This window comes from Prevotella micans F0438 (genome assembly GCF_000243035.1).
In the GTDB taxonomy this organism is placed as follows: domain Bacteria; phylum Bacteroidota; class Bacteroidia; order Bacteroidales; family Bacteroidaceae; genus Prevotella; species Prevotella micans.
Genome location: NZ_JH594522.1, coordinates 45520 through 71005, shown reverse-complemented (window position 1 = coordinate 71005; position 25486 = coordinate 45520). Strand labels below are relative to the sequence as shown.

15 protein-coding genes are annotated in these 25486 nt (G+C 47.2%); 10 read left to right on the top strand and 5 right to left on the bottom strand.

The window, feature by feature from the left end:
* From sufC to rimP, 5 genes are all read right to left on the bottom strand, one after another.
* On the bottom strand, positions 1-771 hold the full coding sequence (gene sufC / locus HMPREF9140_RS04870) for a Fe-S cluster assembly ATPase SufC (RefSeq protein ID WP_006952211.1): 771 nt from the start codon (positions 769-771) through the stop codon (positions 1-3).
* Between the two features lie 34 nt (positions 772-805).
* Positions 806-2251, bottom strand: coding sequence for a Fe-S cluster assembly protein SufB (sufB, locus tag HMPREF9140_RS04865; RefSeq protein WP_006952210.1), 1446 nt, complete (start codon positions 2249-2251; stop codon positions 806-808).
* Between the two features lie 1275 nt (positions 2252-3526).
* The gene (gene infB / locus HMPREF9140_RS04860) at positions 3527-6442 is read right to left on the bottom strand and encodes a translation initiation factor IF-2 (RefSeq protein WP_006952209.1); all 2916 of its coding nucleotides are present in this window, start codon (positions 6440-6442) and stop codon (positions 3527-3529) included.
* A 137-nt stretch (positions 6443-6579) separates the two neighbouring features.
* Positions 6580-7848 (bottom strand): transcription termination factor NusA, encoded by a 1269-nt coding sequence (gene nusA / locus HMPREF9140_RS04855; protein ID WP_006952208.1) that lies wholly within the window; start codon positions 7846-7848, stop codon positions 6580-6582.
* A gap of 5 nt (positions 7849-7853) precedes the next feature.
* Positions 7854-8321 (bottom strand): ribosome assembly cofactor RimP, encoded by a 468-nt coding sequence (gene rimP, locus HMPREF9140_RS04850; protein WP_006952206.1) that lies wholly within the window; start codon positions 8319-8321, stop codon positions 7854-7856.
* Positions 8322-8378: 57 nt separating this feature from the next.
* On the opposite strand from rimP, the gene HMPREF9140_RS04845 reads away from it, so the two are divergent.
* The 10 genes from HMPREF9140_RS04845 (at position 8379) to carB (ending at position 25451) form a co-directional block, all read left to right on the top strand.
* Positions 8379-8978, top strand: coding sequence for a hypothetical protein (locus tag HMPREF9140_RS04845; RefSeq protein ID WP_040556384.1), 600 nt, complete (start codon positions 8379-8381; stop codon positions 8976-8978).
* 249 nt (positions 8979-9227) lie between these two features.
* Positions 9228-11663, top strand: coding sequence for an endopeptidase La (lon, locus tag HMPREF9140_RS04835; RefSeq protein ID WP_006952204.1), 2436 nt, complete (start codon positions 9228-9230; stop codon positions 11661-11663).
* Positions 11664-11672: 9 nt separating this feature from the next.
* On the top strand, positions 11673-12800 hold the full coding sequence (tgt, locus tag HMPREF9140_RS04830) for a tRNA guanosine(34) transglycosylase Tgt (protein WP_006952203.1): 1128 nt from the start codon (positions 11673-11675) through the stop codon (positions 12798-12800).
* An 11-nt stretch (positions 12801-12811) separates the two neighbouring features.
* Positions 12812-14014, top strand: a complete 1203-nt coding sequence (locus HMPREF9140_RS04825; RefSeq protein ID WP_006952202.1) for an LptF/LptG family permease — start codon at positions 12812-12814, stop codon at positions 14012-14014.
* Positions 14015-14057: 43 nt separating this feature from the next.
* Positions 14058-15653: a DEAD/DEAH box helicase gene (locus tag HMPREF9140_RS04820; RefSeq protein ID WP_006952201.1), complete on the top strand. Its 1596-nt coding sequence runs from the start codon at positions 14058-14060 to the stop codon at positions 15651-15653.
* A 469-nt stretch (positions 15654-16122) separates the two neighbouring features.
* Positions 16123-16893, top strand: coding sequence for a polysaccharide biosynthesis/export family protein (locus HMPREF9140_RS04815; RefSeq protein ID WP_006952200.1), 771 nt, complete (start codon positions 16123-16125; stop codon positions 16891-16893).
* Positions 16894-17050: 157 nt separating this feature from the next.
* Positions 17051-18895 carry a glutamine--fructose-6-phosphate transaminase (isomerizing) gene (gene glmS, locus HMPREF9140_RS04810; protein WP_006952199.1) on the top strand — a complete coding sequence of 615 codons (1845 nt, stop codon included), beginning with the start codon at positions 17051-17053 and terminating at the stop codon, positions 18893-18895.
* 12 nt (positions 18896-18907) lie between these two features.
* Positions 18908-20815: an amidophosphoribosyltransferase gene (locus HMPREF9140_RS04805; RefSeq protein WP_006952198.1), complete on the top strand. Its 1908-nt coding sequence runs from the start codon at positions 18908-18910 to the stop codon at positions 20813-20815.
* 335 nt (positions 20816-21150) lie between these two features.
* Entirely contained in the window at positions 21151-22230 is a 1080-nt protein-coding gene (gene carA / locus HMPREF9140_RS04800; RefSeq protein ID WP_006952197.1) for a glutamine-hydrolyzing carbamoyl-phosphate synthase small subunit, read from the top strand.
* Positions 22227-25451 (top strand): carbamoyl-phosphate synthase (glutamine-hydrolyzing) large subunit, encoded by a 3225-nt coding sequence (gene carB, locus HMPREF9140_RS04795; protein WP_006952196.1) that lies wholly within the window; start codon positions 22227-22229, stop codon positions 25449-25451. The genes carA and carB overlap by 4 nt, the downstream gene beginning before the upstream one ends.
* Positions 25452-25486 lie beyond the last annotated feature (35 nt).

Below are 25486 nucleotides of genomic sequence, written 5' to 3'. Positions count from 1 at the left end.
CTATTTGTTATCGCCGTCTAGTTCGTCAGCTTCCTCCTTAATCCAATCATAGCCTCGTTTTTCGATTTCGATGGCTAGCTCCGGACCGTCGGTTTTTACGATTCTTCCTTTGTAGAGTACGTGCACCACGTTGGGTTTAATCATGTCGAGCAGTCGGTCGTAGTGCGTTATGACGATTATCGAAGTGTCCGGTCGGTGCATCTTGTTCACTCCTTCGGCTACGATTCGCATGGCATCCACGTCTAGTCCGGAGTCGGTTTCATCTAGAATGCTGAGTTTGGGTTCGAGCATAGCCATCTGGAATATTTCGTTGCGTTTCTTTTCACCACCCGAGAATCCCTCATTCACGCTTCGATGGGCCAATTTGGAGTCGATGCCCACGAGTTCGCGTTTTTCACGCATTAGTTTGATGAAGTCGGCGGCCTTGAGCGGTTCGAGTCCTTGATATTCACGTTTGGCGTTTATGGCAGCCTTCATGAAGTTGGTCATACTCACGCCGGGAATTTCGACAGGATATTGAAACGAAAGGAACAATCCTTCTCGCGCGCGGTCTTCAGGTTTCATGTCGAGCAGATTCTTACCGTTGAATATTGCCATTCCGTCGGTTACTTCATAGAGCGGATTACCTGTGAGTACCGCGCTCAGGGTTGATTTACCAGAGCCATTGGGCCCCATGATAGCATGTACTTCGCCGTCGGCGATGGTGAGGTTTATGCCTTTCAATATTTCTTTGTCTGCAACGGTTGCGTGCAGGTTTCTGATTTCTAACATATCTGTTTTGAGTTTATTTATGTATGAATATTCTTTATCCCACCGTGCCTTCGAGCGATACACTTAGAAGTTTTTGTGCCTCGACGGCAAATTCCATTGGCAGTTTGTTGAGTACGTCTTTGGCATATCCGTTCACGATGAGACCAACGGCATCTTCGGTGGATATGCCACGCTGATTGCAATAGAACAGCTGGTCTTCGCCGATTTTAGAGGTTGTGGCTTCGTGTTCGACGATTGCTGTTGGGTTATGAACGTCGAGATAAGGGAACGTGTGGGCACCACATTCCGAACCCAGCAGAAGCGAGTCGCACGAGCTGTAATTGCGTGCATTTTCGGCTTTTGGTGCCACTCGCACCAAGCCGCGATAGGAATTCTGACTCCGACCGGCTGATATTCCTTTAGAGATTATAGTACTCTTCGTGTTCCGTCCAAGGTGAATCATTTTTGTGCCCGTATCGGCCTCTTGATAGTTGTTGGTAACGGCCACGGAATAGAACTCGGCCTGTGAGTTGTCGCCGCGGAGGATGCATGAGGGGTATTTCCATGTGATGGCCGACCCGGTTTCAACCTGTGTCCACGACAGTTTCGAACCTGTGCCACGAAGGTCGCCCCGTTTGGTTACAAGGTTGAGTACACCGCCTCGTCCATTTTCGTCACCGGGATACCAGTTCTGAACCGTGGAATATTTCACTTCGGCGTTGTTAAGCACAACTATCTCGACGATAGCTGCGTGTAGCTGATTCTCATCGCGCATAGGAGCTGTACAGCCTTCAAGATAGCTCACATACGAGTCGTCGTCGGCAATGATGAGCGTTCTTTCGAACTGTCCGGTATTTATAGCGTTTATGCGGAAATATGAGCTCAGTTCCATCGGGCATCGCACGCCTTTTGGGATGTAAACAAACGAACCGTCGCTGAACACGGCCGAATTGAGTGCCGATGTGAAGTTGTCGCGATAGGGCACAACGCTTCCGAGATATTTCCGTACCAGGTCGGGATGTTCTTTCACGGCCTCGCCTATCGAGCAGAATATCACGCCTTTCTCGGCGAGTTGTTTCTTGAAGGTTGTCTTCACCGAAACGGAGTCCATAATTGCATCGACGGCCGTACCGCTCAACGCGAGTCGTTCTTCGAGCGGAATGCCCAGCTTATCGAATGTCTTTTCCAGTTCGGGGTCTATTTCCTTATTCTTGGGTTTCTTTGCCAGCGGGTCGGCGTAATACGATATACCTTGGAAATCGATTTTCGGCAGATGTAGATGTCCCCACGTTGGAATTTTGAGGGTTGTCCAATATCTATAGGCTTCCAAACGGAAGTTGAGCAGCCAGTCGGGCTCGCCTTTCTTCTGTGAAATGAGCCTCACAACGTCTTCGTTAAGGCCTTTGGGTATGATGTCGGTGTGAATGTCGGTGGTGAAGCCGAATGCATATTTCTGCTCGGCCACCTGCCTGACAAACTCATTGCTGTTATTATCTGACATTGTTTTTGAATGTATTTAATCCTATGTTATATTAATCTATATTTTAACCTTCTATCCGAACTGCCGACGCTTGTAATTTCAAAGATTATGCCGCCGGAGGACTGGGTAACATTTGTTTCCCGATGAATTATCGTTCTCCGGAGTTGCCATTGGCATTTGCTGTGATACTGGAAATGCTATGTAATGGTGCCAGTAGGTTGATTTGGCATGGCTTGCAGACTGCCTACCGTCTTGCTGTTCATTCGGGATTATCTAGGAACGACAGTTATCCTCTCGTCGGGTCGACAGTTATCCTCTCGTCGAATCGACTGTTGCTCTCTTGTCGAATCGACTGTTGCTCTCTTGTCGAGTCGATAGTTACTCTCTCATAGAATAGACTATCGCCCGCCGCTAGGAACGGCTATTACTCTCCCTTAGGAACGACGGTAGCCTTCCCTTAGGAACGACAATTACCTTCTCGTCGAGCCAACGGAACCCCGTAGGGGTGGCAAGACCACAGGCAGGCGGTGGAGCGACAGCGGAACCCCTGTAATCACGCCCGGCCGACGTTAACCCCGAAGGGGTGACGGATGCCCGTTTATCGCCCTCGTCGCCTCCCCGCGGTCATGGATTGTACGGTCTGATTACGTTCCGTCGCCCCTTCGGGGCTCCCCACTTGAGGTCGATTATTGTGCAGGGGTTCCGCCCTATCGGGCTCCACCGCCTGCCTGTGGTCCGCCGCCCCTACGGGGTTCCTCTGACTCGGCGATTACCATCCGCTAGGAACGACGACTGGCCTCCCTTAGGAACAAGCATTGCCCTCCCCTAGGAACGGCTATTGCCAACCCTTAGGAACGACGACTGGCTTCCGCTAGGAATGACTATTGGCCGCCCTTAGGAACAAGCATTACCCTCCCCTAGGAACGGCTATTGCCAACCCTTAGGAACGACGATTGGCTTCCGCTAGGAACGAGTACTGCTCTCCCTTAGGAACGACGATTACCGTTTGAGTTAGTCGGCATTTGTTGTTTCGGTTGGAGTGCACCTGCGGTGCAGACATCCTGAAAATCGTTTCAAATCTCACAAATCAACCCGTTGTCTCGACAAAGCCAGTCGCTCCCTACATTGAACTCACATATATCACAAACCATAATCCGCTTTGGGACAGAAATGGGGATAAAATAATTTCAAAGAGCACTCTTAAACACACAAGCGGGAATCCGATAATGGATTCCCCCTCATGGTTCTATATTCTTAATTCATCTGTTTAAATTGTAAACATACAGGGAACTACTCCTATAGGTTTTGTTCAACTTCAACTTCGGTGAACGTTTCGATGATGTCGCCAACCTGAATGTCGTTATAATTCGTTAGCGACAGGCCGCATTCCAACCCGGTGACAACCTCTTTAACGTCGTCCTTGTAGCGCTTTAGGGCGCCGATGGGGGCAGTGTGAATAACGATGCCGTCGCGAACCACCCGGCCCTTATCTTTGCTGTGAACCTTACCCTCGGTTACAAGACCGCCAGCAACCGTGCCAACTTTCGAAATTTTGAATACTTGCTTGACTTCTACCTGACCAGTGATAACTTCCTTCTTGAGCTTGTCGAGCATGCCGACCATGGCCGACTTGACGTCGTCGAGGGCGTCGTAGATAACGGAATAGGTGTTGATTTCAACCCCCTCGTGGTCGGCCAACCTGCGGGCATCAACCGAAGGACGAACCTGGAATCCAACGATTATGGCATCGGATGCCGAGGCTAGCATGACGTCGTTTTCAGAAATCTGACCGACAGCCTTACTTATCACATTCACCTTCACTTTCTCGGTGGAGAGCTTGATGAATGAATCGGATAATGCCTCGATCGAACCGTCGGTGTCGCCTTTGACGATGATGTTCATTTCGTGGAATTCTCCGCGAGCAATTCGATGCGAGATGTCTGAGAGTGTGAGGCGCGTTTGTGTGCGCAGGCCTTGTTCGCGCTGCAACTGTTCGCGCTTAGCGGCAATTTCGCGCGCTTCTTGTTCTGTTTCCATCACGTGGAATGAGTCGCCGGCTGTTGGAGCTCCATTCAATCCGAGAATTATGGCGGGTTCAGCCGGGGTGGCGCTTTCTATGCGTTGGTTACGCTCGTTGAACATAGCTCTGATACGGCCCCACGAGGTTCCGGCAATAAGATTGTCGCCTACGCGTAAGGTACCGTTCGACACAAGTACCGTGCTTACATAACCTCGGCCCTTATCGAGCGACGACTCAATGATTGTACCGGTTGCCTTTCGGTTCGGATTAGCTTTGAGGTCGAGTATGTCGGCCTCAAGAAGAACCTTGTCAAGCAGTTCACTCACTCCGATTCCTTTCTTCGCACTGATTTCCTGACATTGATATTTTCCGCCCCATTCTTCTACCAGAAGATTCATTTGCGAGAGGTCTTCGCGAATCTTGTCGGGATTGGCTCCTGGCTTGTCTATTTTATTTATCGCGAAAACCATTGGAACGCCGGCTGCCTGGGCGTGAGCGATAGCCTCTTTCGTTGTGGGCATCACGGAGTCATCGGCGGCTATGATAACAATCACTATGTCGGTTACTTGTGCGCCTCGGGCTCGCATAGCAGTGAAAGCTTCGTGTCCTGGCGTGTCGAGGAATGTTACCTTTCGTCCGCTTTTGAGAGTCACTCCATAGGCGCCGATGTGCTGGGTTATTCCTCCGGCTTCTCCAGCAATCACGTTGGTGTTGCGGATGTGGTCGAGTAGGGAAGTCTTACCGTGGTCAACGTGTCCCATCACGGTTACGATTGGAGCACGTGGTATGAGGTCGTTTTCGTCGTCGATTTCTTCACTTACGGCTTCTTGAACTTCGGCGCTCACATATTCGGTTTTATATCCGAACTCTTCGGTCACGAGATTAATTGTTTCGGCGTCGAGACGTTGGTTTATCGACACCATTATACCTACCGACATGAGGGTGGAAATGACGTTCGTAACCGGGATATTCATCATGGTTGCCAGTTCGGAGACGGTGACGAATTCGGTTAGTTTGAGTGTTTTACTTTCGCGGCTTTCGGCTTTTGCTTCGGCGTTGAGACGCTCTTGAACGGCGTCGCGCTTTTCTTTGCGATATTTCGCACCCTTTTTGTTTTGGCTTTTGCTTGTGAGTCGGGCGAGGGTTTCTTTTACCTGGCGTGCAACTGCTTCGTCGTCGACTTCGAGCGGACGCTGGTTGCGGTTGCGAACTTTTTTTGTGTTGTTGTTAGTGGCAACGTTTCTGTTCTTATTTTTTTTGCCACTTGTTTGTTTAGCGCCTTGTTTGTTGCCTTGTTGCTGTTGTTGCTGACCACCGGAGGCGATATTTATGTCGACGCGCTCTTTGTTTATTCTGGCGCGCTTTTTCTTGCCTTGTTCTTGTTGTGCAGAGGCGGTTTTAAGAGCTATTTTCTCGTCGCGTTCCTTGCGCCACTCGTCTTTTGTTTTGCGTTTCGGGCGTGTGTTTTGATTTATGGTACTCAGGTCGATTTTTCCCACGACAGTCATCTTCGGAACATTGAGTATCTTCTTTTCATTGCTGGTTTGGAAGATTTCTCTTTCCTTGTTTTCGGAGTCTTCGTTTTTGACAGCTGTATTAGGCTCTTCGGGTTCTGTGGGTTGAGTTTCGGTGATGGTTTTCTCCTCTTCGACGGGTTGGGGTATTTCCTTAATTTCGGGTGTGGGAGTTTCTTCTTTCGCCGTTTCGGAATCGGCCGGGACGACTTCAACGGAGGCTTCTTTTTGCTTTTTCGGTTTTGGGGTTGCCTTTGGTTTGGGTTGTTCTTGTTTTATTTCTTTTTGAACTTTGGGTTCATCTTCTTTTTTGTCGATAATGGGTTCGGACGTGGAGGGTTGATTTGTCGGTTTTTTACCCATACTTTCGAGATCGATTTTTCCTAGCGGCTTGTATTGCTGCTGATGTTCTTTGTTTAGCAGCGATTCGGCGCGATGGTCGATTTTCTTTTCGGACGCTTGTTCTTTTTGTTTTTTCTGCGAGAGTTTTACGGCGTCATTCTTGACGTCTTTGTCGGTTTTGAATTCGTCTACGAGTGCTTTATATTGTTCGTCGTTGAGACTAAAATTCGGGTCGCTTTTAACTTCGCCGAGTGTTTGTTTTTTCTCGAGGAACTCGACGGCTGTTTGTAGTCCGATGTTGAGTTCTCGTATTGCTTTATTTAATCTGATGCTCATTGATTATTAATCTTTCGGTGTTGGATGTTTGTTGTTGGATAATGTATTTGTTGTAGGGTTCCGAACATGGACGTTGCTGAATTGTTTCATCCTTTTTTTCAGCTTTCAGTCAACATCCATCACCTACGGATTTTTGTTTAGTTGTCGAATTCTGCTTTTAGGGTTTTCAACAGGTTGTCGACGGTTTCTTCTTCCAGGTCGGCTTCTTCTATAAGCATTTCCCGTGGTGCGTTTAGCACTTGTCGGGCTGTATCGAGTCCGATATTTTTTATGGATTCGATGACCCATGAGTCTATTTCGTCGGCAAATTCGTCGAGGTATATGTCTTCTTCGGTGTCTTGTTCGTTGAGTTCTCGGAACACGTCTATTGTGTATCCGGTGAGTATGCTGGCGAGTTTTATGTTCATTCCGCCGCGTCCGATTGCGAGGCTTACTTCTTCTGGTTGTAGGTAGACTTCGGCTTTTTTGTTTTCTTCGTCTATCGAGAGGCTGCTCACTTTTGCTGGTGCGAGGGCGCGTTGGATGAAGAGTTTTATGTTGTCGGTCCAGGTGATTACGTCGATATTTTCGTTGCAGAGTTCGTAGACGATGCTGTGTACTCTGCTTCCGCGTACTCCGACGCATGCGCCTACGGGATCGATTCTATCGTCGAAGCTTTCGACGGCTATTTTGGCTCTTTCGCCTGGGATGCGTGCTATGCGGCGGATTGCTATGAGGCCGTCGTTTATTTCGGGGATTTCGAGTTCGAGGAGTCGTTCCAGGAATTCGGGTGCGGTGCGTGAGATGATGATTTTGGGGTTATTGTTTTCGTTGTCGACTCGGAGGATTACGGCTCTGATGGTTTCGCCTTTTCTGTAGTTGTCTCTTGGTATTTGTTCGCTTTTTGGGAGGATGAGTTCGTTGTTGTCTTCGTCGACGAGGAGTACTTCGCGTTTCCAGGTTTGATAGACTTCGCCGGATATGATTTCTCCGATTCGGTCTTTGTATTTGCTGTAGAGTGCGTCGTGTTCGAGTTCGAGGACTTTTGATGCGAGTGTTTGTCGGAGGTTGAGGATTACTCTTCGGCCGAATTTGGTGAGGTTGACGGGTTCTGAGACGTCTTCGCCGATTTCGTAGTCGGGTTCTATTTTCCGGGCTTCGGTTAGTCCTATTTCTTTGTTGTCGTCTTGTACTTCGTTGTCGGCAACAACTACTCGGTTGCGATATATTTCGAAATCTCCTTTGTCGGGATTTACGATGACGTCGAAGTTTTCGTCTGAGCCGTAGATTTTTGCTATGACGTTGCGGAAGCTTTCTTCGAGCACGCTAACGAGTGTGGTGCGATCGATGTTCTTCATGTCTTTGAATTCTTTGAAGGTTTCGATCATGTTCGGACGTTCTTCTGACTGTTGTTTTCTTGTTGCCATGGGTTTTATTTGAAACTTATTATGTATTTGGTGTATTTCACTTCGTTCATTTTGAATTCGTGGTCGACGTCCATCTTCACGGGGCGTTTTTTGCCTTCGACGTGGACTTTTTCGTTAACTGACACGATGAAGTTGTTGCCGTCGACGCTTTTGAGTGTTCCTCGAACTTTTTTTCCATCGGCTCCGAGTACTTCTACGTTTTTGCCGATGAAGATTTCGTATTGTCGGGCTACTTTGAAGGGTTGTCCGAGACCGGCGGAGCCTACTTCGAGTTCATAGTCTTCGTCGTCGCGCGAGAGTCGTTCTTCGATGAATTTGCTTAGTTCAACGCAATCTTCGATCCACACTCCGTCGGCGTGGTCTATTTCGATTACGATTTTGTTGTCGGAACTAAGTTGAATATCGACCAGGAAATATTCTTTTCCTTCGAGCCATTGTTCAACGAGGTTCTTTACGATGTTTTTGTCTATCATTTTGTTTTTGAATATAAAAAATGAGGGACTTTTTTAAGCCCCTCATTCCTCTGAACGTTGGCAAAAGTAGGAAGAAAACGATTTTTGGCCAAAATGTTTGTCTTTTTTTCTCTATTTGAGGCTTATACGTGGTTTGGATGGGAGGTTTGTGGTGTTGTGGTTGGGTTTGGGGTGTTTTTCGGGGGGCTATATATATATTATATAAGGTGTATTTTATTTTTCGGCGACCTTGGGGGATTTGGGTGTGTGGAAAAAAAAGTTTTTTTCGGGCCTCGGGGAACTTTTGATGGGAAAAAAATGTTTTTTTCGTCCTCTGGGAACTTTTGGCGTGAAAAAAAAGTTTTTTCTGACCTCGGGAGAAGTTTTGGTCGGAAAAAAATGTTTTTTCGGGTCTCTGGGAACTTTTGGCGTGAAAAAAAAGTTTTTTCTGACCTCGAGAGAACTTTTGGTCGGAAAAAAATGTTTTTTCGGGTCTCTGGGAACTTTTGGCGTGAAAAAAAAGTTTTTTTCCACCTCTGCAATCTGCAGGGCCCGAAAAAAAAGTTTTTTTTGCTTCCTGCATATTGCGTGGCTCTGAAAAAAAGTTTTTTTGCTTCCTGCAATCTGCAGGGCCTGAAAAAAATGTTTGATTTCGTTCCTGCATATTGCGTGGCGTGAAAAAAAAGTTTTTTTGCTTCCTGCATGTTGCAGGGCTCTGAAAAAAAGTTTTTTTTGGGGTGTCTTCAGTCGTATGTCTCGGAAAATAAAATAAGTTCCGACATTACATTCCCGAGATGTGGAATTTTCCTGCAAACCCTGAAAAACAAAGAGGATGAGGCTCGAAAATGCGTTCATATTTTATTTTGTACTTTTGCGCGTCAATCATTCAAGGATAATTAAATGAGACCCAACAATAACCCTATACATATGTTTACAGATTACGATGGTGATATGCCCGACTTTGATGGGATTAAAATCGAAGGGGAGGTGCCTGTCTTCGTGACACGAAATTTGGTGATGTTTCCCGGAATTCTGATGCCGGTGCTCGTAGGAAGAAAAGCGACGCTGGAATTGGTGAGGTTTCTGGAGGAAAATCCGGAAACAATCTTTGTAATCGTTAGTCAGAAAGACGGCGATGTGGAATATCCCAAATCGAAAGACATCTACCGCACAGGTATCTATGTGAAGCTAATTCGCGCTTTCGATATGCCTGGAAGCGAAAACGGAGAAAGCAGAACGGTGGTGCTCCAGGGGCTCGGACGATGCCATCTGGATGAAATCACATCGACAACTCCCTTCATGCACGCAAAAACGTCGAAGCTGAGCGATGAACTGGTCGACAAAGACGACAAAGAGTTCCTCACAGCCGTGAACGATATGAAAGATACCCTAAAAGAGTATATTCATGGGAGCGATGAGCTGCCCGACGATGCGCAGTTTGCCGTAGATAATATTTCGCACCCGATTGCAGCCGTAAACTATGTTTGCAGCAATATGCCTTTCCCGGTTTACGAAAAAATGCTCATGCTGAAAGAAAATTCTGTCAAAGACAGGCTTTTCAGACTAATGAAACTTCTCAATCGCGAAATTCAGTTCCAGCATCTGCGCCAAAACATTCGCTCCAAAACACGCGAAGATATCGAGGAACAACAGCGCGAATACTTCCTGCATCAACAAATAAAAAATATTCAGGAAGAACTCGGAGATGGCGACTCAACCCCGGAAAAGAAGGAAATCCTCGAAAAGGCTAAGAAAAAGAAATGGTCGGAAGAGATAGCGAAGATTTTCCAAAAAGAAATCGACAAACTAAGCACCCTCAATCCCCAAAGCCCCGATTACAGCGTTCAGGTGAACTATCTCCAAACGATGGTTGGTCTTCCATGGAACGAATACACCAAAGACGACCTCGACCTCAAACGCGCCAAACGAGTTCTTGACCGCGACCACTACGGAATGGAAAAAGTCAAAGAGCGTATACTCGAATATATGGCCGTGCTCCAGCTAAAAGGAAGCAACAAATCGCCCATACTCTGCCTCTACGGTCCGCCGGGCGTAGGCAAAACCAGCCTGGGCAAAAGTATCGCCGAATCGATGAAACGCAAGTACGTGAGAATGTCGCTCGGCGGATTGCACGACGAATCGGAAATCCGCGGGCACAGGCGCACATATATCGGCGCAATGCCAGGCCGGATAATCAAAAACATTCAAAAAGCCAATTCGTCGAACCCAGTGTTCGTGCTCGACGAAATAGATAAAATCACACAGAATACCGTAAACGGCGACCCTTCATCGGCACTCCTGGAAGTTCTCGACCCGGAACAAAATAATGCCTTCCACGACAATTATCTCGATGTCGACTACGACCTGTCTAAAGTCCTATTCATCGCAACGGCAAACGACATCAATACCATCCCGCGCGCACTGCTCGACCGAATGGAAATAATCGAAGTGTCGGGATATATCACCGAAGAGAAAATCGAAATAGCCAAGCGACATCTTCTTCCGAAAGAACTCTCCAATAGCGGGCTCGACGAATACGCTCCGAAGCTGAAATTCACAAAACAGGCCCTCGAAAAGATAATTGAAAGTTATACGCGCGAAAGCGGAGTTCGGCAGCTCGAAAAACAAATAAATAAAGCACTTCGAAAGCTGGCCTATCAGCAAGCAATGAACGGGAAACTCGACTACGAAAAAATAACCCCCGTGGAACTCGAAGGATTGCTTGGCAAACCACCCTTCTATCGCGATATATATCAAGGAAACGACTACGCCGGCGTTGTAACCGGTCTTGCATGGACCAGCGTGGGAGGCGAAATCCTGTTCATCGAAACTTCACTCTCAAAAGGCAAAGCCGGCAAACTCACACTTACCGGAAATCTCGGCGACGTGATGAAAGAATCGGCCGTAATAGCCCTCGAATACGTAAAAGCACATGTCGACAGTTTGGGAATCGATTATAGAATCTTCGACCAATGGAACATTCACATTCATGTACCCGAAGGAGCCACGCCGAAAGATGGACCGTCGGCCGGCATAACAATCGCAACTAGTATCGCATCGGCACTCACGCAAAGAAAAGTTCGCAAGAATATCGCAATGACCGGCGAAATCACCCTCCGCGGAAAAGTCCTCCCCGTGGGCGGAATCAAAGAAAAAATTCTAGCCGCAAAACGCGCCGGCATAACCGACATCGTAATGTGTCGAGAAAATAGGAAAGACATCGAAGATATTCCCGAGAAATATCGAAAAGGAGTTCAGTTCCATTACGTGGAGAATATTCAGCAGGTATGGGACATCGCACTCACAAACCAAATCGTTGCCAATCCGGTAAATCTCACGATTAGCGAAACCAACAACAAATAAACCTCCGAAATGACTTTCGAACTCCAATTCGCAGACTCGGCAAGCAACGCCCGAACCGGTTTAATCAAAACCGACCACGGACAAATAGAAACCCCAATCTTCATGCCCGTCGGAACAGCCGGCGCAGTGAAAGGAGTACACTTTGCCGAGCTCATCGAACAAGTGAAAGCACAAATCATTCTCGGAAATACCTATCACCTCTATCTACGACCCGGAATCGAAACGCTCAAAAAAGCCGGTGGATTACACAACTTCAACGGATGGCAACGACCCATCCTCACCGACTCGGGAGGCTTCCAAGTATTCTCGTTGACAGGCATCCGGAAATTGTCGGAAGAAGGATGCGAATTTAGAAGTCATATCGACGGTTCGAAACATTTCTTCACGCCCGAAAACGTGATGGACACCCAACGAATCATCGGAGCTGACATAATGATGGCATTCGACGAATGTCCGCCTGGGAAAAGCGACTATGAATACGCAAAAAAAAGTCTTGCCCTCACACAAAGATGGCTCGACCGCTGTTTGAAACGCTTCCGAGAAACCGAACCACTTTATGGGCACAAACAAAGTCTCTTCCCAATCGTACAAGGTTGTACATACAAAGACTTGCGCGTTGAGGCAGCGAAATTCGTAGCCGATAAGGAAGCTGACGGCAATGCGATTGGCGGACTAGCCGTGGGCGAACCAACCGAAGTGATGTATGAAATGATTGAAGTGGTGAACGACATTCTCCCCAAAGACAAACCTCGCTATCTTATGGGTGTCGGCACCCCGCAAAATCTTCTTGAGGCTATCGCACGCGGAGTAGACATGTTCGATTGCGTGATGCCCACCCGCAACGGTCGGAATGCAATGCTCTTCAACAGCGAAGGCACGATGAACATGCGAAACAAAAAATGGGAGAACGATTTTTCGCCCCTCGACCCCGAAGGATGCACCATAGACCGCATAACCACCAAAGCATATCTGCACCACCTTTTCAAAGCCGGCGAACTTCTGGCCATGCAAATAGCCAGCATCCACAACCTGGCATTTTATCTGCGCTTGGTAAAAGAGGCTCGCTCGCACATAGCGCAAGGTGATTTCACAGTGTGGAAATCGCAAGCGGTTGAAAAACTAGGACGAAGAATATAATCGAACGTGATATGAACAAGCCAGCCGAACTATTCCAAAGTCTGAAAGCTCGAGCAACATCGCCTCGTACCAGACACAACCTCGCGCAGCTCAGAAAAATAATCGGAAAGTTCAGTCCGAAACGCGTTCTCGGACTACTCGATTGGTATATCGTCAAGAAGTTCATTGGAACCTACGTATTTGCAATCCTACTTATCATCTCGATTGCCATCGTGTTCGATTTCAACGAAAACCTATCGAAGTTCACGCAATATCATGCACCGTGGCGTGCCATTGTGTTCGACTACTATGCAAACTTCGTCCCCTACTATTCCAATCTCTTTTCGCCGCTTTTCGTCTTCATCGCCGTGATTTTCTTCACCTCGAAACTGGCAGGCAACTCCGAAATCATTTCTATGCTTGCTGCCGGGGTGTCGTTTAATCGATTAATGCGACCCTACATGATTTCGTGCGTGCTTATTGCCGGCCTAACCTATTATCTCAACAGTTTTGTGATTCCCCACGGAACCGTAATCAGGCAAAACTTCGAATCGCTATACCGAAATTCGAAGAAAAACAACACGGCCGAAAACGTACAACTGCAAGTAGGCAAAAACACCGTGGCATACATTCAAAACTACGATAATACATACAAACGAGGCTACGGATTCTCGCTCGACAAGTTTGAAAACAAAAAGCTCGTTGAGCACATGACGGCAACCGAGATTCAATACGACACCGTGGCCGACGCGAAGTTTCATTGGAAAGCCAGCAACTGGAAAATACGAAAGCTAAAAGGACTAAAAGAACACATAACCAGCGGAGACAATCTCGACACGCTCATCCTCATGGAGCCAACCGACCTTGTCTACTCAAAAGGACTGCAAGAAACATTCACATCGCCCGAACTACTCGCCTACATCTCGAAACAAACCAGTCGAGGTTCGGGGAACGTCGTGCAATACGAGGTTGAATATCACAAACGAATCGCAATGTCGTTTTCGTCGTTCATCCTCACAGTGATAGGATTGTCGCTCTCGGCACGTAAACGAAAAGGCGGAATGGGATTATATCTCGGTATCGGCTTGGCATTGAGCTTCGGTTACATCCTCCTGCAAACCATTTCGTCGACATTCGCTATCAATGCCAACACACCTGCCATGCTCGCGGCATGGATTCCGAACATCGTCTTCGCAGTCATAGCATATTTTTGCTACAAACAAGCACCCAACTAACAAACACGCCCGGAATGAGGACGGGAAAAAACAAAACAAGAAAATGGTATTTGAAGAATTAGAATTAAACGATAATGTGTTAGACGCACTTTACGACATGCACTTCGAAAAATGCACACCGGTACAAGAAAAATGTATCCCAGAGATTCTCAAAGGAAAAGATGTGCTCGGAGTGGCTCAAACCGGAACCGGAAAAACAGCAGCCTATCTTCTGCCTGTGCTCTCGAAACTGGCAAGTGGAGGTTATCCCGAAGATGCTATAAACTGCCTCATCATGTCGCCCACAAGAGAGCTTGCACAACAAATCGACCAGGCCATACAAGGCTTCTCTTACTATCTCGACAAAGTTTCCTGTGTGGCTGTTTACGGCGGAAACGATGGCAATCGCTACGACCAGGAACTAAAAAGCCTAAGCCTCGGAGCCGACCTCGTCATTGCAACTCCAGGACGATTCATATCGCACATCTCGCTCGGCAATGTAGACCTATCGAGAGTTAGTTTCTTTATCCTCGACGAAGCTGACAGAATGCTCGACATGGGATTCTCTGACGATATCATGACTATTGCCAAGAAACTACCCCAAACCTGCCAAACAATAATGTTCTCGGCAACCATGCCTGCTAAAATCGAAGATCTAGCAAAAACACTCCTCAAAGACCCCGTCACAATTAAACTTGCGGTGAGCAAACCGGCCGAGAAAATACGTCAACAGGCCTATGTTTGTCACGAAACGCAAAAGATGGGAATCATCAAGGATATTTTTAAGGCGGGCGACCTAAAACGAGTAATTATCTTCTCCGGTTCAAAACAAAAAGTGAAGCAAATAGCCCAATCGCTCAATCAGAAACAAATAAATTGCGGGCAGATGCACTCTGACCTAGAGCAGGCTGAACGTGATGAAATGATGTTCCGCTTCAAAAGCGGACAGATTGACGTGCTTGTCGCGACTGACATTCTGGCTCGAGGAATCGACATCGACGATATAGCAATGGTTATAAACTACGACGGGCCACACGATGCCGAAGATTATGTTCACAGAATCGGCCGAACAGCACGTGCCGACCGCGACGGAGTAGCAATAACTTTCGTCAACGATGACGACATATATTTCTTTCAGCAAATCGAAAAATTCCTCGGCCGTGAAGTAGAAAAAATGCCTCTTCCAGAATCTCTAGGTAAAGGCCCCGATTACACTCAGCAGGCAACAAAACCAAAACGAAGTGGAGATGCTCGTTCACGCCGTCGTAAAGCTCGCGAACAACAAAGTCATAAGGACACTAAGCAACGCTCGCGACGAAATAGGCCCCAGGATTCGCATAAGTCGGATAAACAGACTGAAGAAAAGAAATCCGAAACTCGCAATTCGAGAAAACGCCCCGCACGTAACGAAAAGCAACAACCCCAAAGGCAACCATCTAATCAAATCCCGCAACAAGCCGAAGAAAAAACCGAATCGCGTAATAAAAGGCGTCGTTCCTCAAGCAGTAGCCGTCGCAAAGCACCTCAAAAGCAACAGCAACCGCGCAGTACGAAATACGATATACGCGAAGAATTTTCACGGCCCAAGAAGCAGCGCGAAAGCGGATTGAAGAAACTTATCAAAAAGCCCCTACGCTGGCTAGGACTTACAAAGAAATAATTTTGAACATTGCAGGAGCGTCACGCTTTTGGCTGTTTCCATTCGGAAAATCGCTAGATCGTGGCGCTTCTGTCTATTTCTGTTTGGAAAATCATTAGAGCGTCACGCTTCTGTTTGTTTCCATTCGGAAAATCGCTAGATCGTGGCGCTCTTGTCTGTTTCTGTTTGGAAAATCATTAGAGCGTCACGCTTCTGTTTGTTTCCATTCGGAAAATCGCTAGATCGTGGCGCTCTTGTCTGTTTCTGTTTGGAAAATCACTAGAGCGTCACGCTTCTGTCTGTTTACGTTTGAAAAATAGCTAGATCGTGACGCTCCTTTCTGTTTTCGTTTGGAAAATCGTTAGAGCGTGGTACTTCTGTATGTTTCCGTTTGAGAAGTTGCTAGAAACAGCGTTTCTATAGCGGTTCAGTTTGGAAATTAGTGCGTATTTTTGCAACGCACTAATCAAAGAAATAGCGCAAAATAATTATGAAGAGATTACTTTTTCCCATCATCGCACTTGCCACAATTGTGGTGATGTCTGGTTGCGGCTCGAGTAAGGGCGTTGCTTATTTTACCAATATCGACTCAACAAGTTTAGCCGCTTCACGCGGTCTCTACGATGCTAAAATAATGCCGAAAGACGAGCTAACAATAAGCGTGCACACAACCGATCCGGCTGCAGCTTCACCTTTTAATATAGAAACTTCGTCGGGTACTTCGGGAGCTTCGAAAGGCTATCTGGTTGATAATGACGGATTCATCAGCTTCCCCTTAATCGGTCGAGTACACGTTGCAGGATTAACCAAGACAGAGTGCGAAGCGATGATAAAAAGTAAGATTAAACCCTATCTCGCAGCTACCGAAAATCCTGTCGTTATGGTTCGCATGAGCAGCTATCGTATCACGGTTATAGGCGAGGTGGCCAACCCTGGAGTTATTCCGGTTTCAACAGAAAAGATTAGCGTGGTAGAAGCTCTGGCACAGTCGGGCGACCTCACCATTTTCGGTAAACGAAACAACATCATGCTCATCAGAGAAGATGCCAACGGGCAGAAGCACGAAACGAGGCTGAACCTGAACGATGCTAATCTAATAAACTCGCCCTACTACTATTTGCAACAAAACGACATTCTCTATGTCGAGCCGAACAGTGCAAAAGCAAAGAGTGCAAACATCGGGCAATCTACAACGATGTGGTTTTCGTTCGTCGGAATCGTAACGTCAGTAGCCTCAATGTTAGTAACCGTATTGAAATAGGAAAAACAACCATCACATACGCAGACCTCATACAGAGCTTTTGTTTAGAAAAAGAAATGAAAATATTCTATTACACTCCGGCTTACGAATTCCTACAGACAGCCGAACGATGTAAGAGAGTATTTTCATTTTTCATTTATATTTAAAGAAATCAATTATGTGCGGAATAGTTGGATACATCGGGACAAACCGCGAGGCCTATCCCATACTCATAAAAGGACTTCAGCGACTCGAATATAGGGGCTACGACAGCGCCGGCGTTGCTTTGCTTAACAAAAAAGGACTCAATATCTACAAGGCCAAAGGTAAAGTGGCCGATTTGCAGGACTATTGTCAAGATAAGGATACATCGGGCACCGTTGGAATTGCTCACACGCGCTGGGCTACACATGGTGAACCGTCGGCAACAAACGCTCATCCGCATTATTCGGAATCGAAGAACCTGGCCATAATTCACAATGGGATAATAGAGAACTTTGCCGAGATAAAGAGGAATCTTGAAGGGAAGGGCATAGAATTCCGGTCTGACACCGATACCGAGGTGCTCGTTCAGCTTGTGGAATACATCCAGGAAAGAAAACGGCTCGACCTCCTCACCGCCGTTCAGGTTGCACTTCACCAGGTGATTGGCGCCTACGCAATCGCGTTGCTCGACAAGAATAATCCAGACACCATCATTGCAGCCAGGAAACAAAGTCCACTAGTTGTCGGGATAGGCGACGGCGAGTTTTTCTTGGGTTCGGATGCCAGTCCGATTATTGAATACACCGACAAGATGGTTTATCTTGAGGATGGGAATATTGCCGTGATGAAACTCGGCGAGGAACTTAAGGTTGTGAACATCCTCAACGAGGAATTGTCACCCGCTATTCATACGGTCGACCTCAACCTTGGCCAAATCGAGAAAGGTGGCTATCCCCACTTCATGCTCAAGGAGATTTTTGAGCAGCCCGAATGTCTCACTAATTGCATGCGCGGTAGAATAAACGTAGAGCACAACCACGTTACATTGAGCGCACTCATCGACCATCGTAGCAAACTTATCGACGCCAAACGCATCATTATTGTTGCTTGTGGAACCAGCTGGCACGCCGCGTTGATAGGTAAGCAAATCATCGAGAATCTTTGTCGTATTCCGGTTAATGTTGAGTATGCCAGCGAATTTCGCTATCGCAACCCGGTTGTGCGCAGCTGCGACGTTGTAATTGCCATTTCGCAGAGTGGCGAAACCGCCGATACACTCGCAGCCGTTGAACTGGCAAAGGAGAAAGGCGCTTTTATCTATGGAATTTGTAATGCCATCGGTTCAAGCATTCCACGCGCTACCGATACGGGTACTTACATCCATGTGGGTCCCGAAATTGGCGTTGCATCTACAAAGGCTTTCACAGGTCAGGTAACCGTACTCACAATGTTTGCCCTCACTTTGGCCGAAGCAAAAGGAACTGTCGCGAATAAAGACTATGTTAAGATAGTTGAACAACTCGCCACTATTCCCGATAAGATTCGCGAGGTGCTCAAAACAAACGATACGGTACGCGATTTGGCTCGCACATTTACCTACGCCCATAATTTCATCTATCTCGGGCGTGGATTCAGCTATCCCGTTGCCCTTGAGGGGGCGCTTAAACTCAAGGAAATATCCTATATCCATGCCGAAGGATATCCCGCAGCCGAGATGAAGCATGGTCCGATTGCACTCATCGATTCCGACATGCCCGTGGTTGTTATCGCCACCCACAATGCCATGTACGAAAAAGTGCTTAGCAATATGCAGGAGATAAAAGCGCGTCAAGGACGAGTGATTGCCCTAGTGAGCAAGGGCGACACGATGGTTTCGCGACTCGCCGACGCCGTTATCGAACTACCCGAAACGATGGAATGTCTCGAACCGTTGGTGGCCACTGTTCCATTGCAACTTCTGGCCTATCATATCGCCGTTTGTAAGGGAAAGAATGTAGACCAACCTCGCAATTTGGCTAAATCAGTAACAGTTGAATAAAATCGAATACAAATGGAAAAAAACATACATGAAGATTGTGGAGTGGCGATGATAAGGCTACTCAAACCCTTGGAATATTATCAAGAAAAACATGGCACATGGATGTATGCTCTTAACAAACTCTATCTGATGATGGAGAAACAGCACAACCGAGGACAGGAAGGCGCAGGAATGGCGACCGTGAAAATGGATACACGCCCCGGTAACGAATATATGTTTCGCGAACGAGCCGAGGGAAAAAATGCCGTTACGGAAATCTTCGGCAATGTGCACAAACACTTTAAACCTTACTCTACAAATCAGCTTTCCGACGTGCAATTCGCCAAGGAACATCTGCCGTTTGCAGGCGAACTCTATATGGGCCACTTGAGATATTCAACGACGGGCAAGAGCGGACTCTCATACGTCCATCCATTTCTTAGGCGCAACAATTGGAAAGCTAAAAACCTGTGTATGTGCGGCAATTTCAATATGACCAACATCGGTGATATTTTCGAAAAGCTAACCGAACAAGGTCAATGCCCACGCAAATACAGCGACACCTATCTGCTTCTTGAGCTCATGGGACACAGGCTCGACCGCGAGGTAGAGCGCAACTTTGTAGATGCCCAAAAACAAGGTCTCGAGAAACAGGCCATAACCCGATACATCGAAGAGCATGTCGAAATGAGCAACGTTCTCAAAACAACTATGCAGGATTTCGATGGTGGATATGTTATCTGTGGAATCACAGGCTCGGGAGAGAGCTTCGCCATACGCGACCCCTGGGCTATTCGTCCGGCATTCTACTATCGCAGCGACGAAATTGTAGCTCTGGCCAGCGAGCGACCCGTGCTTCAAACAACTTTTGATCTGGAATGCGAAGACATTACAGAACTCCGACCCGGTGAGGCTCTCATCGTTAACCGAAGAGGCGAATGCTCGCTCAAACAGATTATTCCGCAACGTGCCGATGCTGCCTGCTCCTTCGAAAGGATATACTTCTCTCGTGGGTCAGACAGAGATATATACAAGGAGCGCGAAAAACTCGGCGAACAGCTCACCGAACCCGTTATGCATGCCATAGACAATGACACCGACCATACCGTACTCTCGTTCATTCCCAATACGGCCGAAGTGGCCTTCTACGGTTTGCTGCATGGATTCAGAAAACGCATCGACTCCTGGAAATCCGAGCAGATTGCAGCCCTCGGACCGAATCCCGACCGAAATGAAATCGAGAAAATTATAAGCCGCCAAGTGCGCTCTGAAAAAGTGGCTTGGAAAGATATAAAACTGCGCACCTTCATCACCGAAGGAAATTCGCGCAACGACCTCGCATCTCATGTTTACGACATCACCTACGAGAGTATCCGCCCAGACCGGGATAATCTCGTTATCATCGACGACTCCATTGTTCGCGGAACTACTCTGCGCGAGAGTATCCTCAGGATTCTCGACCGGCTTCATCCGCGCCGAATAATCGTGGTATCGAGTGCACCACAGATTCGTTATCCCGACTATTACGGTATCGACATGCCTCGGCTTGAAGAGTTCTGCGTATTCCGCGCAACCATCAGTCTCATTGAAGAGCGTGGGATGGAAAGTTTGCTAAACGAGATATACTCCCGATGTCTTGCAGAACTAGCCAAGCCCAAGGGAGAGACAATAGAAAATGCCGTGTGTGCCGTTTACGAGCCGTTCACGGTTAACGAAATCAACCGCCGTATTGTAGATATGCTACGCCCTGAGGGCATGACAACGCCCGTTGAACTTGTATTCCAAAGTATCGAAGGTTTGCACGAGGCGATACCTCACCATCGGGGTGATTGGTATTTCACAGGCAAATACCCCACTCCAGGCGGTATGAGATTGGTTAATCAGGCATTCGTAAACTTCTATGAGGAGCGTAAAGAGGCTTTACCACAAATCGGTCATTAGGTATTTGTGGTCAATTTTGCTCCATGCACGCTGCAGGGATGTTTTTGTGTATCTAAAAGGTTTATGCGCAGATTGCAGGAAGGTTTTCAATTCTTCAAAATAGATATACAGAGTGCGTGAGGGAGCACAGCATGCAAAGCCAATGACGTTTTAAGATTAATGTGAGTTAGATATAAAATGATAGTCGCGTTATCCCTCACGCCAATTCGTAGGGTTATTTGGTTCATCACCCGAGTTCACAATGGGTGTGTGACAAAAATCTTATACCGCCCCACATTCTTTTAGATTACGACAGAACAAAACAAGAACAACGATAAAGAAATCGACATAAGAAAATGAGGAACGTAACATTAATATTGAACGACGGAACCCGATTTCACGGCAAATCGTTCGGCTACGAAAAGCCTGTGGCCGGCGAAGTAGTTTTCAACACTGCCATGATGGGCTATCCGGAGAGTTTGACCGATCCATCGTACGCCGGTCAAATGATTGTAACAACCTTCCCTCTGGTTGGAAACTACGGTGTACCGCCACTTACAATCGGCTCCGACGGTATACCCCTTTTCATGGAAAGCAACCGCATTCACGCCTCTGCACTCATTGTGGCCCACTATAGCGAGCATCACTCACATTGGAATGCTGCAATGAGTCTCGCCCAGTGGCTCAAAAACGAACAAGTACCCGGAATAACCGACATAGACACACGCGAACTAACCAAAGTACTGCGCGAACACGGTGTGATGATGGGGAAAATCATTTTAGACGACGAACCTAACAATATTCCGGAAGCCGACTATGAAGGTGTGAACTTCGTAGATAGCGTGTCGACTAAAGAAATAATCCGCTACAACGAAGGCGCCGGAAAAAAGGTTGTTCTCGTAGATTGCGGCGTGAAGGCCAATATCATTCGCAGTCTTGTTAAAAGAGGTGTCGAAGTAATACGTGTGCCTTGGAACTACGATTATATCTCGCTCGACTTCGATGGTTTATTCCTTGCTAACGGCCCAGGCGACCCAGACACGTGCCAGGTCGCCGTCGACATCATCCGTAAACAAATGAACCAAAGTATAAAGCCCATTTGCGGCATCTGCATGGGCAACCAACTTCTGGCTAAAGCCGCTGGAGCATCGATATACAAACTCAAATACGGACACCGTGGACATAACCAACCTGTGAGAATGGTAGGTACAGAGCGATGCTACGTTACATCTCAAAATCATGGTTATGCCGTAGACGCTGCATCGTTGGGAGCCGATTGGGAAGAACTGTTCGTCAATATGAATGATGGCAGTAATGAAGGTATTCGTCATAAAACAAATCCATGGTTCAGCTCGCAATTCCATCCCGAAGCGTGCTCAGGCCCAGTGGATACATATTTCATGTTCGATAAATTTGTAGAAATACTCCAAAAATGAAAGACGAAAGCATAAAGAAAGTCCTGATACTAGGTTCAGGTGCACTCAAAATAGGCGAGGCAGGTGAATTCGATTATTCCGGCTCACAAGCCCTTAAAGCACTGCGTGAAGAGGGAGTAAAAACCGTGCTCATAAACCCAAACATTGCCACGGTACAAACATCCGAAGGTGTGGCCGACCAAATTTATTTCTTACCGGTTCAACCCTACTTCGTTGAAAGAGTTATACAAAAAGAACGTCCCGACGGAATACTCCTTTCCTTCGGAGGACAAACTGCGCTGAATTGCGGTGTGGAACTTGACCGCCATGGGATACTACGGAAATATGGAGTACGCGTACTCGGCACCCCGGTAAAGGCAATTATGAACACCGAAGACCGCGAGCTTTTCGTTGAACAACTCGACCAAATAGACGTTAAGACTATCAAAAGCGAAGCCTGCGAAAATACAGAGCATGCTCGCCGTGCAGCTAGCGAACTGGGCTATCCGGTAATTATTCGCGCCGCCTATGCTCTGGGTGGACTCGGCAGCGGTTTTGCTGATAACGAAAAAGAGCTTGACCGGCTATGTGAAAAAGCTTTCGCTTTCTCGCCTCAAGTGTTAGTTGAAAAGAGCTTGAAAGGCTGGAAAGAAATAGAATACGAGGTAGTACGCGACCGCTACGACAACTGTATCACTGTTTGTAACATGGAGAACTTCGACCCGCTCGGCATTCACACTGGCGAGTCAATTGTAATTGCACCCTCCCAAACCCTCACTAATAGCGAGTATCACAAGTTGCGTGCACTAGCCATCAAGATAGTCCGCCACATCGGAATTGTGGGCGAATGTAATGTGCAGTATGCTTTCGACCCGCAAAGTGAGGACTATCGCGTCATCGAGGTCAATGCCCGTCTTTCGCGCTCATCAGCCCTGGCCAGCAAAGCTACCGGTTATCCGCTTGCTTTTGTAGCTGCCAAACTCGGCATGGGCTATGGTCTGTTCGAACTCAAAAACTCCGTAACCCGTACGACATCTGCATTCTTCGAACCAGCACTCGATTATGTCGTGTGTAAAATTCCACGTTGGGATCTCAGTAAGTTCCGCGGTGTCGACAAAGAACTCGGTTCGAGCATGAAATCTGTCGGAGAAGTCATGGCAATCGGCCGAAACTTCGAGGAAGCTATCCAAAAAGGTCTCCGTATGATAGGCCAAGGTATGCACGGTTTCGTTGAAAACAAAGAACTCCGAATAGACGATATCGACGCCGCTTTGCGTGAGCCAACCGATAAACGCATCTTCGTTATCTCGAAGGCTATGCACAAGGGCTACAACGTAGATCAGATTCACCAACTAACGAAAATCGACCGATGGTTCTTGTATAAATTGAAACATATCATTGATATCGACGAACAACTCAAAAAACGCAATATAAATACCCTCGGTAAAGAACTCCTACGCGAGGCGAAGGTCTATGGCTTCACCGATTTCCAAATAGCCCGTGCTGTTGGACTAGAAGAAGAATCGCGTAATATGCACGAAGCCATGCTTACAGTGCGCCGGCTTCGCAAAAGCCATGATATCCTGCCAATGGTTAAGCAAATAGATACACTCGCGGCAGAATATCCCGCACAAACTAACTATCTCTACGTGACATATTCAGGCGTAGCGTCTGACATATCATTTGCTAATGACCGAAACAGTGTCATCGTACTTGGGTCAGGAGCCTATCGTATCGGCAGCTCCGTGGAATTCGACTGGTGTGGTGTGCAGGCCCTCAACACAATCAGAAAACAAGGGCATCGTTCGATAATGATAAATTATAACCCCGAAACCGTTTCTACCGATTACGACATGTGCGACCGCCTCTACTTCGATGAACTCACTTTCGAACGAGTTATGGATATCATCGATCTCGAAATGCCGTATGGAGTGATTGTGTCGACTGGCGGCCAGATTCCGAATAATCTTGCCATGTTCCTCGATGCCGAAAACGTGCCTATTCTTGGAACATCAGCTAAGGACATAGACGGCGCAGAAGACCGTGCTAAATTCTCGTCGATGCTCAACGAAATCGGAGTTAACCAACCCGAATGGCGCGCGCTTACGAGTATGGATGACATCGATGAGTTTGTGAATCGAGTGGGTTTCCCGGTTCTCGTTCGCCCTTCTTATGTCCTTTCGGGCGCAGCAATGAACATCTGCTCTAATAAAGACGAACTCACGCGATTCTTACGTCTTGCTGCAAATGTGAGCGAAGACCATCCTGTAGTGGTTAGCAAATTCATCGAAAACGCAAAGGAAATAGAGATGGATGCTGTTGCCCGCGATGGAGAAATTCTGGCTTATGCAATCTCTGAGCACATCGAGTTTGCTGGAGTTCACTCTGGCGACGCAACCATTCAGTTTCCACCCCAGAAACTTTATGTTGAAACTGTTCGCCGGATAAAACGAATTAGTAAACAAATTGCGAAGGCTCTCCACATCAACGGTCCATTCAATATTCAGTACATGGCCCGCGACAACGATATTCTCGTAATAGAGTGCAATCTGCGTGCAAGCCGCTCATTCCCATTTGTGAGTAAGGTTCTGAAGCTGAATTTCATTGACCTTGCAACGAAAGTTATGCTTGGTCTTCCGGTAGAGAAGCCCGAGAAAAATCTCTTTGATCTCGACTATGTGGGAATCAAAGCTAGTCAGTTCTCTTTCAATCGTCTGCAGAAGGCCGATCCTGTGCTCGGGGTCGATATGAGTTCAACTGGCGAGGTTGGTTGCTTAGGCGACGACACTTCGACAGCCCTACTGAAAAGCATGCTATCTGTCGGTCATCGCATTCCTGAAAAAAACATTCTTTTGTCGACCGGCGGTGCAAAACAGAAAGCCGAAATGCTCGAAGCCGCACGCATACTCCGCAATCATGGCTATAATTTGTTTGCAACTAGCGGTACGTCGAAATATTTAACCGAAAACGGTATCGAAAATACACTGGTCTACTGGCCCTCCGACGAAGACAAACAGCCTCAGGCACTCGACTTGCTTCATCAAAAAAAGCTTGACATGATTGTCAATATCCCGAAAGACCTCACGCCGCGCGAACTTACAAATGGTTATAAGATACGTAGAGCTGCAACCGATCTTAATGTGCCGCTTATTACGAACAGTCGTCTGGCTAGCGCTTTTATCCATGCGTTTTGCAATGTGAAGCTTGACGAAATCGACATCAAAGCTTGGGGCGAATATTAATCACCCCATCGGAAAAAAGCAATACATTTGCACAT